Here is a 13,861-nt window from a genome sequence, read left to right as displayed (position 1 = left end):
CTCGAACGCCCCGTCGGCACCTCAGCGAGGATCGAACCCATGCCCATCGCACCCGCGCCGACGCGCGCCCTCGCCGCCGCCACCGGTCCTGCCCGCGCGGGCGCGGCCCTGGCGGCCCTCTCCGGCCTCCTGCTGGCCCTTGTGGCGGCCGAGTGGGGGCCGCTGATGGTCCTGGACCGCACGGTCGCCGACGGGCTCCACAGGAGGGCCGTGGCCGAGCCGGGGCTCACCCACGTCAACCGGGTGCTCACCGACTGGGTCTGGGACACCTGGACGATGCGCGCCCTGCTGGCCGTGGTGGTCGTCGCCCTCTTCGTACGCGGCGGACGGCGCCTCGCGCTGTGGGCGGCGGCGACGAGCGCGCTCGGCACCTTCGTCCAGCAGAGCCTGAAGGCGGCGCTCGGGCGGGAGCGGCCCAGCTGGCCGGATCCCGTCGATTCCGCGTCGTACTCGGCCTTCCCGTCGGGCCACGCGCTCACCGTGACGGTGACATTCGGACTCCTGCTGTGGCTGGCCGTCGCCCGTGGCGCCCGCCCGGCGGTGTGGCGGGCGGTGGCCGCGGCGGGCGCCGTCTCGGTGCTCGGGGTGGGCTTCACCCGGGTCTATCTCGGCGTCCACTGGCTCTCGGACGTGGTCGGCGGCTGGCTGATCGGCGCGGCTCTGGTGGCGCTGTCGGCGGCGGCGTACGGGAGATGCGGCGCGAACCGGCCGCAGCCTGCCGACGGGGCTTGAATCGGCCGGGGCCGGCGGGGAAGGATCGCGGCCATGGCGATCAAGGGTGTGCTGTTCGACTTCTCCGGGACGCTGTTCCGCGTCGAGTCCACGCGGGACTGGCTGCGCGCCGTCCTCGACGAGCGGGGCATCGCGGTCCCAGAGGAGCAACTCACCCGGCATGCCGAGGAGTTGACCGAGGCGGGGGCGCTGCCCGGCGGCGCGGACCCCTCGTACCTGCCGCCGCACCTGGCGGAGCTGTGGGCGACCCGCGACCGCAGCGCCGAGCTCCACCGGGCCGCGTACACCGGGCTCGCGAAGCGGGTGACATTGCCGGATCCGCAGTTGTACACCGCGCTCTACGAACGGCACATGACCCCCGCCGCCTGGCACCCCTATCCCGACGCGCGGGCGGTCCTGATGGGGCTGCGCGAGCGGGGCGCGCGCGTGGCGGTGGTGAGCAACATCGGCTGGGACCTGCGCCCGGTGTTCCGCGCCCACGGCCTGGACGGCCTGGTGGACGCGTACGTCCTGTCGTACGAGCACGGGGTGCAGAAGCCGGACGCGCGGCTGTTCCGGGCGGCCTGCGAGGCGATCGGGCGGGAGCCGGGCGAGGTGCTGATGGTGGGCGACGACCGCCGGGCGGACGGCGGCGCCGCGGCACTCGGCTGCGCCGTCCACTTCGTGGACCATCTGCCGGTCGGGGAGCGGCCGGCCGGGCTGGTCCCCGTCCTCGACGTCGTCGACCGGGACGCAGAGCAGGGCAAAGAAGGGCCGCCCCTCCTGGGTGATCCCCCGCGTCACCCAGAAAGGGCAGCAAATCCGCAGGCCAGAACCCCCGGGAGGGGTTCCCGCATACGGTGACCTGAGTATATTGGCTCAGAGCCAGTCAACGCAGGAGTTACAGCATGTCCCCGCGCAGCGCATCGGTCAATGAAGAGTTGCGCCGACGTTCCCGTGAACGGCTGCTCCAGGCGACGGTCGAGCTGGTGGCGGAGCGCGGCTACGAGGCGACGACCCTCGGCGACATCGCCGACCGGGCCGGTTCGGCGCGCGGTCTCGTCTCGTACTACTTCCCCGGCAAGCGCCAGCTGCTCCAGTCGGCCGTCCACCGGGTCATGCACCTGACCCTGGAGGCGGGCCTGGAGCAGGAGCCGCGCACCGACGACGGCCGGGAGCGGCTGGCCCGCGCCATCGACGCCATACTGGGCCTCACCAAGGTCCACCCCGTGCTGATGCGCGCCCACATGGCCGGGATCCTCCAGGCCGAGGGGTTCGTGCAGTGCCCCGAGCAGCAGCGCCTGTCCTGGCTGCTGCGGGACACCATGGAGCGGTACGGCTCGACGGACGTGGACGCCGACTACCCGATGCTGCGGGCGCTCCTGATGGGCGCGGTCTTCGCGGCGCTGCTGCCCGGCGCGCCCATGGAGGTGCCCCGGCTGCGGGCCGAGCTGTTCCAGCGGTTCGGGCTCGACTGGGAGCTCGGCAACCCGCCGCCGCAGGGGAAACCCGTCGCCGTCCCCTGACGTCGCGCCCGCCCCGGTGCGATGCTGGAGTCCCTGGTGGGATCCTCCTGCGGGAAGGGAGCACCCTTCGTGCTGCGCATCGCCGTCGTCGGTTCCGGGCCGAGCGGGGTCTACACCGCCCAGTCCCTGGTCGCCCAGAGCGCGGTACCGGGGCTGCGGGTCGACGTCCTGGACCGGCTGCCCTGCCCGTACGGCCTGGTGCGCTACGGGGTGGCGCCCGACCACGAGAAGATCAAGTCGCTCCAGAACAACCTGCGGACCGTCCTGGAGGACGAGCGCATCAACTTCCTCGGGCACGTCGAGATCGGGCCCGGGGGCGTGTCGCCGGAGCGGCTGCTGCGGCTCTACCACGCGGTGGTGTACTGCGTGGGCGCGTCCGCCGACCGCCGGCTCGGCATTCCCGGCGAGGACCTGCCGGGCAGTTGCTCGGCCACCGACTTCGTCTCCTGGTACAGCGCCCACCCCGACGCGGGAGCGGGCGGCTTCTCCCTCGAATGGCTGACCGCCCGCTCGGCCGTCGTCATCGGCGCGGGCAACGTGGCGGTCGACGTGGCCCGCATCCTGTCGCGCGGCGCCGACGAGCTGCGCCCCACCGACGTGCCGCACTCGGCGCTGGGCGCGCTGGCGGCGAGCCGGGTGCGCGAGGTGCACATGGTGGCCCGGCGCGGCCCCTCGCAGGCGAAGTTCACCACGAAGGAGCTGCGCGAGCTGGGCTCGCTGCCGGGCGCCGAGGCCGTGGCGGACGCCGCCGAACTGGCCCTGGACCCGGCCTGTTCGGACCCCTCCGCGCTGCCCGCCGCCGTCCGCCGCAACGTCGAGGTGCTGCGCGGCTGGGCGGCGCCGGACCGCGAGCCGCGCGGCGTGGAGCGCACGCTGCGGCTGCGGTTCTTCCTGCGTCCGGTGGAGATCCTGGAGCGGGACGGGCGGGTGGGCGGCGTCCGGTTCGAGCACACCGCCCCGGACGGTGCCGGGGGCGTGCGCGGCACCGGCACGTACGAGGAGATCGAGGCGCAGCTGGTGCTGCGGGCGGTCGGCTATCTGGGCGTGCCGCTCGCGGGCCTGCCGTTCGACCCGGCGACGGGGACCGTCCCGCACGCGGCCGGACGCGTCCTGCGCGACGGCGTGCCGTCGCCCGGCGAGTACGTGGCGGGGTGGATCAAGCGCGGCCCGACGGGCGTCATCGGCACCAACCGCCCGTGCGCCAAGGAGACGGTGACCTCGCTCCTTCAGGACGCGGACGCCCTCGCGCGGCGGCCCGTGGAGGGCGAACCGGTGGACGCCATGCGGGAGTCGGGGCTGCGGCCCGTCCGGTGGCGGGGCTGGCTGGACATCGAGGCGGCGGAGGCGGAGCTCGGGCGCTCGCTGGGCCGGGGCCCGGTGAAGATCGCCGACTGGGACGGTCTGCTGACGGCGGCGCTGGGCACGCGCGAAGGCTGAGCGCTGCTCAGCCGCCGAGCCGCGCCCCCTGGAGGGCCGCTGCCTCCAGGATCCGGTCGAACAGGCCGGGGAAGAGCTCCTCCAGGTCCGTGCGGCGCAGGCCGTTCATCTTGGCGGTGCCCCGGTAGGTCTGCTGGATGACGCCGCTCTCGCGCAGCACGCGGAAGTGGTGCGTGGTCGTGGACTTGGTGACGGGCAGGTCGAAGTACGAGCAGGAGAGCTCGCCGTCGGCGGTCGCCAGATCGCGCACCACCCGTAGCCGGACGGGGTCGGAGAGCGCGTGCAGCACGGCCTCCAGACGGATCTCGTCGCGCGCCGGGTGGTCGAGTTCGCGCTTGCTCGTTGCTGTGGACACCCACTCATTGTACGAGAGTCATCGTAGTTTGACATCTCCCGTACTACGATGCGTATCGTACGAAGCGGACCCGGCGCCGCCCCGTGGCGCCGCGGCCGTCCTGAATGGAGTCTGCCGTGCCTGCTGCGAGTGCCCTGTTCGAGCCCTGGACCCTGCGGTCGCTGACCGTCCCGAACCGCATCTGGATGGCGCCGATGTGCCAGTACAGCGCCGAGGTGTTCGGGCCGAACGCGGGCGTGGCGAACGACTGGCACTTCGCCCACTACGCGGCCCGCGCGGCCGGCGGCACGGGCCTGATCCTCGTCGAGGCCACCGCGGTGGCCCCCGAGGGCCGGATCTCCCCGGCCGACCTCGGCATCTGGAACGACACCCAGGTCGAGGCGTTCCGCCGGATCACCCGCTTCCTGGAGGAGCGGGGCACGGTGCCCGGCATCCAGATAGCCCACGCCGGACGGAAGGCCTCGACCGACCGACCCTGGCGGGGCGGCGCGCCGATCGCCCCGGGCGCGGAAGAGGGCTGGCAGCCGGTCGGGCCGAGCCCGGTGCCGTTCAGCGAGCGGCACGCCGTACCGACCGAGCTGACGATCGATCAGATCAAGGAGGTCGTCGGGCAGTTCGCGGACGCGGCCCGGCGTGCGCGGGAAGCCGGGTTCAAGGTCGTCGAGATCCACGGCGCCCACGGCTATCTGATCGGCGAGTTCCTCTCCCCGCACTCCAACAGGCGCACCGACGCGTACGGCGGCTCGTTCGAGAACCGCACCCGCTTCGCGCTCGAAGTCACCGACGCCGTACGGGCGGTGTGGCCCGAGGAGCTGCCGCTGTTCTTCCGGATCTCGGCCACCGACTGGCTGGACGAGGGCGGCTGGACCGTCGACGACACCGTGCGCTTCGCCGGGCTGCTCAAGGAGCACGGCGTGGACCTCCTCGACGTGTCGAGCGGCGCCAACGTCTCGGGCATCCGCATTCCGACGGGGCCCGGCTACCAGGTTCCCTTCGCGGCCCGGGTCAAGAAGGAGACCCCGCTGCCCGTCGCCGCCGTCGGTCTGATCACCGAGCCCGCCCAGGCCGAGAAGATCCTGGCCAACGGCGAGGCGGACGCGATCCTGCTCGGCCGGGAGCTGCTGCGCAACCCGTCCTGGGCCCTCCAGGCGGCCCGTGAGCTGGGCGGCGAGGTGCGGGTGCCGGACCAGTACGGCTGGGCGATCTGAGCCCGACTCCGGCCGCCTGGTCGCATGGTCACTCCGCTCTCGTACGGGTGAAATGCGGACGGGGCGGCCGGACCGGTGTCCCGGAGGGCCCCGCGAGGCCCGTCCACGCGCTCCGACCTGCGCGGACGCCGTCTGCGGGGGCCGCTGTCAGTGGTCGGGTGCAGACTGGCCACTATCCGGGACAACGGCGTTTTGGAGGGGTCGGGATGACCGACGTACTGCTCACCGTGGGGACGCGCAAGGGACTGTTCATCGGCCGCAGGCACGGCGGCGACTGGCGGTTCGACGGTCCGCACTTCAATGCCCAGGCGGTCTACTCGATCGCGATCGACACCCGGCGCACGGTCCCCCGGCTGCTCGTCGGCGGGGACAGCGCGCACTGGGGCCCCTCCGTCTTCCGCTCGGACGACCTGGGCGAGACCTGGGTGGAGCCGCCCCGACCGGCCGTGAAGTTCCCCGAGTTCACCGGGAGGTCGCTGGAGCGGGTGTGGCAGCTGCACCCGGCGGGCCCGGAGGCGCCCGACGTGGTCTACGCGGGGACGGAACCGGCCGCGCTCTTCCGCTCCGAGGACGGCGGCGAGAGCTTCGCCCTGGTGCGCCCGCTGTGGGAGCACCCGACGCGCTCGCAGTGGGTTCCGGGAGGCGGCGGCGAGGGCCTGCACACCATCGTCACCGACCCCCGGGACGCCCGGGCGGTGACCGTCGCGGTGTCCACGGCCGGGGTCTTCCGCACCCGGGACGGCGGCGAGAGCTGGGCGCCCGCCAACAAGGGCGTGTCGGCGGTGTTCCTGCCCGACCAGCACCCCGAGTTCGGCCAGTGCGTGCACAAGATCGCGCAGGACGCGGCCGACCCCGACCGGCTGTTCCTGCAGAACCACTGGGGCGTCTACCGCAGCGACGACGGCGGCGAGCGGTGGCAGGACATCGGCGAGGGCCTGCCGTCCACGTTCGGGTTCGCCGCCGCGACCCACCCCCGCCGCCCCGGCACCGCCTACGTCTTCCCGATCACGGCCGACTCGGACCGGGTCCCGGCCGAGAACAGGTGCCGGGTCTTCCGGACCGAGGACGGCGGCCGCACCTGGGACCCGCTGTCGGCCGGACTGCCCTCGGAGGCGCACTACGGCACGGTGCTGCGCGACGCCCTGTGCACCGACGACGCCGACCCGGCGGGCGTGTACTTCGGAAACCGCAACGGCGAGGTGTACGCGAGCGCGGACGACGGCGACACCTGGCACCTGCTCGCCTCGCACCTGCCCGACGTCCTGTGCGTACGGGCGGCGGTGATCCGCCAGTAGAGTGACGGCCGTGGCAGCACGACCGTTGAAAGAGATCGTCGAGCCCGGGTGGGCGGACGCTCTGGAGCCTGTGGCCGGACGGATCGCCTCGATGGGCGACTTCCTCCGCCAGGAGATCGCGCAGGGGCGCACCTACCTCCCGGCAGGACAGCACGTCCTGCGGGCCTTCCAGCAGCCGTTCCAGGACGTCCGGGTGCTGATCGTGGGCCAGGACCCGTATCCGACGCCGGGGCACGCCGTGGGGCTCTCCTTCTCGGTCGCCCCCGAGGTGCGTCCGCTGCCGGGCAGCCTGGAGAACATCTTCCGCGAGATGCACACCGACCTGGGGCTGCCCAGGCCCTCCAACGGGGACCTGACGCCCTGGACGCGGCAGGGCGTCCTGCTCCTGAACAGGGCGCTGACCACCGCGCCCCGCAAGCCCGCCGCGCACCGCGGCAAGGGCTGGGAGGAGGTGACCGAGCAGGCCATCCGCGCGCTGACCGCGCGCGGGACCCCGCTGGTCTCGGTGCTGTGGGGGCGCGACGCCCGCAATCTGCGCCCGCTGCTCGGCGAGCTCCCGGCGATCGAGTCCGCGCACCCCTCGCCGATGTCGGCCGACCGGGGCTTCTTCGGGTCGCGGCCGTTCAGCCGCGCCAACGACCTCCTGGTCCGGCAGGGCGCGCAGCCGGTCGACTGGCGCCTGCCGTGACAGTCGGCGGCGACGCCTGGGTGCTCGGGGTCGACTCGGGCGGGTCCGGAGTGCGGTTCGCGCTCGGCCGGGCCGAAGCGGGCGCCCCGGCCGAGGTGTTGGCGTCGGACGAGCCGGTACGGACCGGCCCCGCCGGGATCGACGCCGGGCATCTGCTCGGGCAACTGGTGCCCGCCGCCCAGGAGTTGCTGGCCCGGACCGGCGCGGACCGGGTGGCGGCGGTGGCCGTGGGCGCCGCCGGGATGGCCTCGCTCGGCGACGACCTGCGGGCCAAGCTGCCCGCCGCCCTCGCCGGTGCGCTGGGGGTGCGGCGCCTCGCGCTGGCCGCCGACGGCGTGACGGCGTACGCGGGAGCGCTCGGCCAGCGCCCCGGCGCGGTGGTGGCCGCGGGCACCGGAATGATCGCGCTCGGCACGGATCTGACGCGGTGGCGGCGGGCCGACGGCTGGGGCCATCTGCTCGGCGACTGCGGCGGCGGCGCCTGGATCGGCCGCGCGGGGCTGGAGGCGGCGATGCGCGCCCACGACGGCCGGCGCGGTGGCTCGGCCGCGCTGCGCGAGCGGGCCGAGGCGCTGTTCGGCCCGGCGGCGGAGCTGCCCGGACTGCTGTATCCGCGCACCGACCGGCCCGCCGTGCTGGCGTCGTTCGCGCCCGAAGTGGCGCGCTGCGCGGCGTTCGACCCCATCGCGGCGTCGATCCTGCGGGAGGCGGCCCGGAACATCGCCGAGTCGGCGGCCGCGGTGTGCCCCGAGGCCGGTCCGGCAGACGGCCACAGCGCTCACGGGACCGTGAACGAAAGTGTGAGCGAATGCGAAGTGGCGCTCACCGGTGGCCTGTTCCACATCGGCGACGCGCTGCTCGTTCCCGTACGGCAGGAGCTCGCGTCCCTGGCGCCGCACGCGCGGACGGTCCCCGCGGCGGGAGATCCGCTCGCCGGAGCCCTGCTGATCGCCTCCGCGCTGGCCCGCGAGGAGCTGCGACTGCCGCACCATCCGCGCATGTTGCGGGTGACGACAGAGCGGGACGGTTGAGGACAATGTCACTCAGGGGATAAATACGGACAGATACCGCTCACCTGCCCCCTCCCCGAACACCCGCGCCCGCAAAGCCAGTAGCATGCGGCGCCATGAGCTCCCCCACTGGGCCCGCATCCGGCCTGCCTGTACGAATGCCGCGACCCCGCCAGCCAGGGCGGCACCGCCGCCCGGAGCCGGTGGTCGCTCCCGAGGGTGCGCCCGCGCTCGTCCTCGCCGTTCCCGGTACTCCTTCCCCCGCCGTGCGCGCCCTGGCGGAGGAAGTCATCAGCATCGCGCGCTCCGAGCTGCCCGGCCTCGACGCCCGGATCGGCTACCTGGACGCCGACGCCGCGTCCGTGGAGTTCCCCCCGCTCGACGCCGTGCTCGCGCACACCGCCGCCGAGCGCACCGCCCGCTACGAGCAGGCCCGTGCCGCCGGCCAGGACGTGGCCGCCCCCGACGGCCCCGTCGCCGTCGTCGTGCCGCTGCTCGCGGGCCCCGACAGCGCGATGGTCCGCCGGGTGCGCCAGGCCGTCATGGACAGCCGCGCCGCCGCCGAGCTGACCGACGTCCTCGGCCCGCACCCGCTGCTCGCCGAGGCCCTGCACGTGCGCCTCTCCGAGGCCGGTCTGGCCCGCGCCGACCGCGCCCGGCTGTTCACGGTGGCCACCGCCGCCGACGGCATCATCCTGGCGACGGTCGGCGGCGAGGAGGCCGTGCAGGCCGCCGGGATCACCGGCATGCTGCTGGCCGCCCGGCTCGCCGTGCCCGTGATGGCCGCCGCGCTCGACCAGGAGGGCTCGATCGCCGCCATGGCCGAGCAGCTGCGCGGCTCCGGCTCGGCGCAGCTCGCGGTCGCCCCGTACCTGATCGGCCCCGAGGTCGCGGACGGGCTGCTCGACGCCGCCGCCAAGGAGGCCGGCTGCCCGGCGGCCGAGCCGCTGGGCGCCTACCCGGCGATCGGCAAGCTCGTGCTGTCGCAGTACGCGGCCGCGCTGGGCATCACGCCGCAGCCGCAGGGCTCCCCGGTGCACTGACGTACCCGGTACTCGTACGCGTACATGTGACGCGAAAGGGCCCGCACCCGATGACGGTGCGGGCCCTTCGCGTGCGCGCGGCGGGAGGCGTCGGCTCAGCCGAAGACGACGCACGAGGCCGCGGGGGCGGGCACGGAGCCGGCCCGGCGCGGGATGCCGCTCTCCTCGTACAGGTCGAACCAGGTGACGTCGCCGGAGCGCTCGTTGGCCGCGTAGAGGCGGCGGCCCGCGGGGTCGAGGGTCAGATGGCGCGGCCAGCGCCCGCCGCAGTCCACGGTGGCCACCAGGGCGGCGCGCTCGCCGTCCGGGTCGAGCGCGAGCGTCGCGAGGGAGTCGTGGCCCCGGTTGGCGACCCAGAGGAAGCGTCCGTCGCGCGCGACGACGACCTCGGAGGGGAACGTCCCGGTCGTCACGCCGTCGTGGATCACCCGGGTCTCCCCCAGCGGCTCCAGGGTGCCCGTGGCGGCGTCCCAGCGGCAGACGACGAGCGTGGGCTCCAGCTCGTTCAGGACGTACGCGTGCCGGCCGTCGGGGTGGAAGGCCAGGTGGCGCGGGCCGCTGCCGGGGCGCAGCGCGGTCTCGGCGTGCGGGCGCGGGACGCCGGTCGCCGGGTCGAGCGCGCAGACGCGCACGGAGTCGGTGCCGAGGTCGACGCTCAGCAGCCAGCGCCCGCTCGGGTCCGGCAGCACCTGGTGGGCGTGCGGGCCGCTCTGGCGCTCGGGGTCGGGGCCGGAGCCGTGGTGCTTGAGGACGTACGCGGCGGGGCCCAAGCGGCCGTCGGGGCGCACCGGGAGCGTGCTGACGCTGCCCGACGTGTAGTTGGCGGTCACCAGGTGGCCGGCGGCGAGCGCGAGGTGGGTCGGGGCGGCGCCGTCCACCGGCACCGGCTCGCCGAGCAGGACCGGGGTGTCGCCGGTGACGTCGAAGGCGGCGGCCGTGCCGTGCTCGCTCTCGCCCACCGCGTACAGCACGGCCGCGTCGGCCGACAGGACCAGGAACGAGGGGTCGGGCAGGGCGTCGGTGGCGCCGAGCGGGGTGAGCGCGCCGGTCAGCGCGTCCACGGCGGCGACGGTCACGCCCCTCCCGCCCGCCGTGGTGAACGACCCGATGAATGCCCGCCCGGCGCTGCTCTCGGCCACCGTGCTACCCCTCTCCGCGCGACTGCGCGCCGGGGCTGGGCCCCGGCGCCGACTGCGGCGACCGTAGCAGGCGGTCTAGACCAACTGGGGGGTGCGGGTGGCCCGCCGTGTCGCGGGCGTCGCCGACGGGTCAGGCCGTGAGGGCCGGGGCTCGCGGTGACGTGCGCAGCGGCGTGGCCAGGGCGGCCAGGGCGTGCTCCAGGGCGTGCAGATGGCGCAGGGCCGCCTCGGCCGCCGGGTGGTGGTGCGGGTGGGGCTCAGGAGCGGGCGCCGGTGCCGCCGCGCACGCGCGCGCCGCCGGGGTCACCAGGGCCTCCACCGCCGCCTCGACGCGGTCGCACGCCGCCGTCAGCCGGGCGTCGTGCGAGGCGGTCGGGTCGGATGCCACGGCGGCCAGGCCGCGCACCTCGCGGGCGCAGTCGTCCAGCAGGGCGATCACCTGCCGGGCCCGCGACCTGCGGCCCTTCAGCGGGCTGAGCGGGTGGACCAGCGGCGCGAGGGCGAGGCGGACGCGGCCGAGCAGCAGCTCCAGCTCGGCGGCGTGCGGCGCGGGGTCGGCGCCGTCGTCCCCGGCGAGCCGTCGGGTCGCCGCGCTGGTGCAGCCGCGCACACAGTGCAGCGCGCGCTGGATCCAGGCGTTCGTCGCCGCGTGCGTGGTGACCGGCAGGACGAGCGCGACGGCCGCCGCCGCGCCGAGGGCGCCCACCGCGGTCTCCTCGAAGCGCAGCAGCAGGAGGCCGGGGTGGAGCACGCCGAGCAGCCCGTAGAGCAGTCCGGCCATGACGGTGACGAAGAACATCATCCAGCTGTACGACGGCGCCGCCGTGTAGAAGATCCCGAAGACGCAGACCGCGACCAGCGCGGCCGTCGGCGCGGGCGCGCCGTGCAGCGGCAGGGCGACGAGCAGACCGGCGGCGATGCCCGCGACCGTGCCAAGGACCCGGCGGAAGCCGCGGACCAGGGTCTCGCCCCGCGACGCGGTGTTCACGAAGATCCACCAGGCCGTGCCGACGGCCCAGTACCAGCGCTCGTGCGACAGGAACTGGCCCGCCGCGACCGCGATGGCACAGGCGGCCGTGGCCTGGAAGGCCTGGCGGGTGGTGGGCCGGGCCAGCCCCCGGCCGCTGAGCGGGGCCGGGGCGGCGGGCGGCGGGGTGCGCCGCTCGATGCACCACACGCCGAAGCGGACCAGCGCCGAGGCGGCGATCGCCAGCGCGATCGCCCCGTACAGCTCGGGCAGCTGCGCCGGGACGGCGTGCAGGAACTGGGTCGTGAAGAACATCATGAAGCCGAAGATGCCGAGCGCGTGGCCGCGTGGGCCCCAGCGGCGGGCGTAGACCCCCGCGAAGACCACGGCGAGCCAGGCGGTGTCGCGCAGCAACGGAGTGCCGTGCAGCGCCGTGGCCAGGGCGAGCACGGGGAAGCCCACGGCCGGGAGGAGCGCGGTGGTGAGCGCCTGGCCCCGGACGGTGGCGTCGCCGACGGTGAAGAGCGCGAGGAGCGCGGCCAGGCCCGCGGTGATGGAGGCGGGCAGGGACATCCCGCAGAGCTCGGCGGCGGTGACCGCCAGGCCGATGCCCAGGACGGCCCGTACGGAGACCCTCAGTCGCAACAGCCCCGGATCCGGAGCCACAAACATCCTCTTCACGGCGGTCGCCGCGCCCCCCTTCGCTGGAGCAGACACCCTCTTCGGCTTGCCGGTGCGCGGGGCACAACGGCTGCACAACGGCCTCGGACATGGCAAAGGCGCCGCGGTCCGGGACCGGCGTCGTCGCCGCCCGGCGCTGCGCAGCGCCATCTACTTGCTACATACAGAGGAAAGCACCCGCAGTGACACTGGCTCAACTGCTCTCGTCCCGACTGGGCCATTGGTACAGTTGAATCGCGTACGACAGGACCAGGAAGGGACCAACGGACCATGGCGGTGGACGCGCTCGACACCCGGATCCTGCGGCTCCTCATCGAACGGCCGCGCACCAGCGTGCGGGAGTACGCACGGCTGCTCGGCATCGCGCGCGGCACGCTCCAGGCGCGGCTCGACCGCCTGGAGCGGGACGGGGTGATCACCGGGACGGGCCCGTTCCTCTCCCCCGCGGCCCTCGGCCACCCCGTCCTCGCCTTCGTCCACGTCGAGGTCACCCAGGGCCATCTCGACGAGGTGGGCGACGCCCTCGCGGCCGTTCCGGAGATCGTCGAGGCGTTCTCGATCACAGGCGGCGGCGATCTGCTGACCCGTGTCGTGGCCCGGGACGCCGGTCATCTCGAAGACGTCATCCAGCGCCTGATCCAGCTCCCGGGCGTGGTGCGCACCCGCACCGAGGTGGCCCTGCGCGAGCGGGTGGCGCACCGGCTGCTGCCGCTGGTGGAGGCGGTGGGGCGGGCCGCCGGAGCACCGCAGGAGAGCGGCACCGGCGCGCATTCCCGCTGACCCATCGGATTTCCCATGGCTGCCATGCGGTTCTCCATTGGCCGCCCAACGAAGACGGGTCTACGTTCGAGGACATCGGCGCGACGGCCCACCAAGCCCTCGGCGCCGCAGCCCGCACCTTCCCCGGGCCGCCCCGGCATCCCGGCGCGGCCCGACTCCCTCGGAGACATCTGACATGGCAAAGATCCTTTTCGTGATGACCGGCGCCGACCAGTGGACGCTCGCCGACGGCACCCTGCACCCGACCGGCTTCTGGGCGGAGGAGGCCGTGGCGCCGTACGAGGCGTTCACCGGCGCGGGCCACGAGATCGTGGTCGCCACGCCCGGCGGGGTCGTCCCGCCCGTCGACAAGGGCAGCCTGGCCGCCGAGGTCAACGGCGGCCAGGAGAACGCCGACCGCGTCGCCGAGACGCTGGCCTCGATGGACGAGCTCCGGCGCCCGGTGAAGCTGGAGGAGGTCGACCTCGACGCGTACGACGCGGTGTTCTACCCCGGCGGCCACGGCCCGATGGAGGACCTGGCGGTCGACGCCGACTCCGGCAGGCTGCTGACCGGCGCGCTCGCCTCGGGCAAGCCGCTCGGCGTGGTGTGCCACGCCCCGGCCGCACTGCTCGCCGCGACCGGCGAGGACGGCTCCAACGCGTTCGCGGGCTACCGGCTGACCGGCTTCACCAACGCCGAGGAGACCCAGGCGGGCCTCGCGGACAAGGCGAAGTGGCTGCTCCAGGACCGTCTGGTGGAGTTCGGCGCCGACTTCCAGGAGGGCGAGCCGTGGGCCCCGCACGTGGTCGTCGACCGCAATCTGGTGACCGGGCAGAACCCGGCGTCCGCCGGTCCGCTGGCCGCCGAGCTCCTGAAGCGGCTGGCCGCCTGACGCCCAGGGCCTGTCCGGCCCCCGAGTTGCGTCCCGCCCGGGAGCCGGAAGGCTTGGGAGCGACGCCCGTACGGAAGACGCCCGTAGGGAAGAGGCCCGTACAGAAGACGCCTGTACGGAATCGGAGCACAGCCGCCCGGCTCAGCA

General features: G+C 74.6%; 13 protein-coding genes and 1 pseudogene. 11 read left to right on the top strand and 3 right to left on the bottom strand.

The window, feature by feature from the left end; translation table 11 throughout:
* Positions 1 to 39 precede the first annotated feature (39 nt).
* The 4 genes and pseudogenes from QIY60_RS26015 to QIY60_RS26000 all read left to right on the top strand — a co-directional run bounded on the left by QIY60_RS26015 (position 40) and on the right by QIY60_RS26000 (position 3,674).
* Entirely contained in the window at positions 40 to 732 is a 693-nt protein-coding gene (locus tag QIY60_RS26015) for a phosphatase PAP2 family protein (RefSeq protein WP_283144601.1), read from the top strand.
* 33 nt (positions 733 to 765) lie between these two features.
* A pseudogene (locus QIY60_RS26010) lies at positions 766 to 1,455 on the top strand (HAD-IA family hydrolase); the annotation flags it as partial.
* A gap of 164 nt (positions 1,456 to 1,619) precedes the next feature.
* The gene (locus tag QIY60_RS26005; RefSeq protein WP_283144600.1) at positions 1,620 to 2,237 is read left to right on the top strand and encodes a TetR/AcrR family transcriptional regulator; all 618 of its coding nucleotides are present in this window, start codon (positions 1,620 to 1,622) and stop codon (positions 2,235 to 2,237) included.
* Positions 2,238 to 2,306: 69 nt separating this feature from the next.
* On the top strand, positions 2,307 to 3,674 hold the full coding sequence (locus QIY60_RS26000; RefSeq protein ID WP_283144599.1) for an FAD-dependent oxidoreductase: 1,368 nt from the start codon (positions 2,307 to 2,309) through the stop codon (positions 3,672 to 3,674).
* A gap of 7 nt (positions 3,675 to 3,681) precedes the next feature.
* On the opposite strand, the gene QIY60_RS25995 is transcribed toward QIY60_RS26000, so the two are convergent.
* Positions 3,682 to 4,029 carry a helix-turn-helix domain-containing protein gene (locus QIY60_RS25995; protein ID WP_283144598.1) on the bottom strand — a complete coding sequence of 116 codons (348 nt, stop codon included), beginning with the start codon at positions 4,027 to 4,029 and terminating at the stop codon, positions 3,682 to 3,684.
* 104 nt (positions 4,030 to 4,133) lie between these two features.
* On the opposite strand from QIY60_RS25995, the gene QIY60_RS25990 reads away from it, so the two are divergent.
* The 5 genes from QIY60_RS25990 to QIY60_RS25970 all read left to right on the top strand — a co-directional run bounded on the left by QIY60_RS25990 (position 4,134) and on the right by QIY60_RS25970 (position 9,273).
* Positions 4,134 to 5,237 (top strand): NADH:flavin oxidoreductase/NADH oxidase, encoded by a 1,104-nt coding sequence (locus QIY60_RS25990; RefSeq protein WP_283144597.1) that lies wholly within the window; start codon positions 4,134 to 4,136, stop codon positions 5,235 to 5,237.
* Between the two features lie 206 nt (positions 5,238 to 5,443).
* Positions 5,444 to 6,532 carry a sialidase family protein gene (locus tag QIY60_RS25985; RefSeq protein WP_283144596.1) on the top strand — a complete coding sequence of 363 codons (1,089 nt, stop codon included), beginning with the start codon at positions 5,444 to 5,446 and terminating at the stop codon, positions 6,530 to 6,532.
* Between the two features lie 10 nt (positions 6,533 to 6,542).
* On the top strand, positions 6,543 to 7,220 hold the full coding sequence (locus tag QIY60_RS25980; RefSeq protein ID WP_101392222.1) for a uracil-DNA glycosylase: 678 nt from the start codon (positions 6,543 to 6,545) through the stop codon (positions 7,218 to 7,220).
* A complete protein-coding gene (locus QIY60_RS25975) occupies positions 7,217 to 8,251 on the top strand; it encodes a BadF/BadG/BcrA/BcrD ATPase family protein (protein ID WP_283144595.1) in 1,035 nt (344 codons plus the stop codon). The genes QIY60_RS25980 and QIY60_RS25975 overlap by 4 nt, the downstream gene beginning before the upstream one ends.
* A 95-nt stretch (positions 8,252 to 8,346) precedes the next feature.
* On the top strand, positions 8,347 to 9,273 hold the full coding sequence (locus tag QIY60_RS25970; protein WP_283144594.1) for a hypothetical protein: 927 nt from the start codon (positions 8,347 to 8,349) through the stop codon (positions 9,271 to 9,273).
* 95 nt (positions 9,274 to 9,368) lie between these two features.
* Here the strand turns inward: QIY60_RS25970 and QIY60_RS25965 are convergent, their stop codons facing one another.
* Together QIY60_RS25965 and QIY60_RS25960 are read right to left on the bottom strand one after the other, a co-directional pair.
* Positions 9,369 to 10,412 (bottom strand): lactonase family protein, encoded by a 1,044-nt coding sequence (locus tag QIY60_RS25965; protein ID WP_283144593.1) that lies wholly within the window; start codon positions 10,410 to 10,412, stop codon positions 9,369 to 9,371.
* A gap of 130 nt (positions 10,413 to 10,542) precedes the next feature.
* Positions 10,543 to 12,051: an FUSC family protein gene (locus tag QIY60_RS25960; RefSeq protein WP_283146071.1), complete on the bottom strand. Its 1,509-nt coding sequence runs from the start codon at positions 12,049 to 12,051 to the stop codon at positions 10,543 to 10,545.
* Positions 12,052 to 12,330: 279 nt separating this feature from the next.
* Here QIY60_RS25960 and QIY60_RS25955 point away from each other — a divergent pair, with 279 nt between their 5' ends.
* Entirely contained in the window at positions 12,331 to 12,840 is a 510-nt protein-coding gene (locus tag QIY60_RS25955) for an Lrp/AsnC family transcriptional regulator (RefSeq protein WP_283144592.1), read from the top strand.
* Positions 12,841 to 13,015: 175 nt separating this feature from the next.
* On the top strand, positions 13,016 to 13,714 hold the full coding sequence (locus QIY60_RS25950) for a type 1 glutamine amidotransferase domain-containing protein (RefSeq protein ID WP_283144591.1): 699 nt from the start codon (positions 13,016 to 13,018) through the stop codon (positions 13,712 to 13,714).
* The last annotated feature ends 147 nt before the right edge of the window (positions 13,715 to 13,861 follow it).

Source organism: Streptomyces sp. BPTC-684, from assembly GCF_030028635.1.
Taxonomy (GTDB): Bacteria; Actinomycetota; Actinomycetes; order Streptomycetales; family Streptomycetaceae; genus Streptomyces; species Streptomyces noboritoensis.
This window is presented reverse-complemented; position numbering and strand designations above follow the sequence as displayed.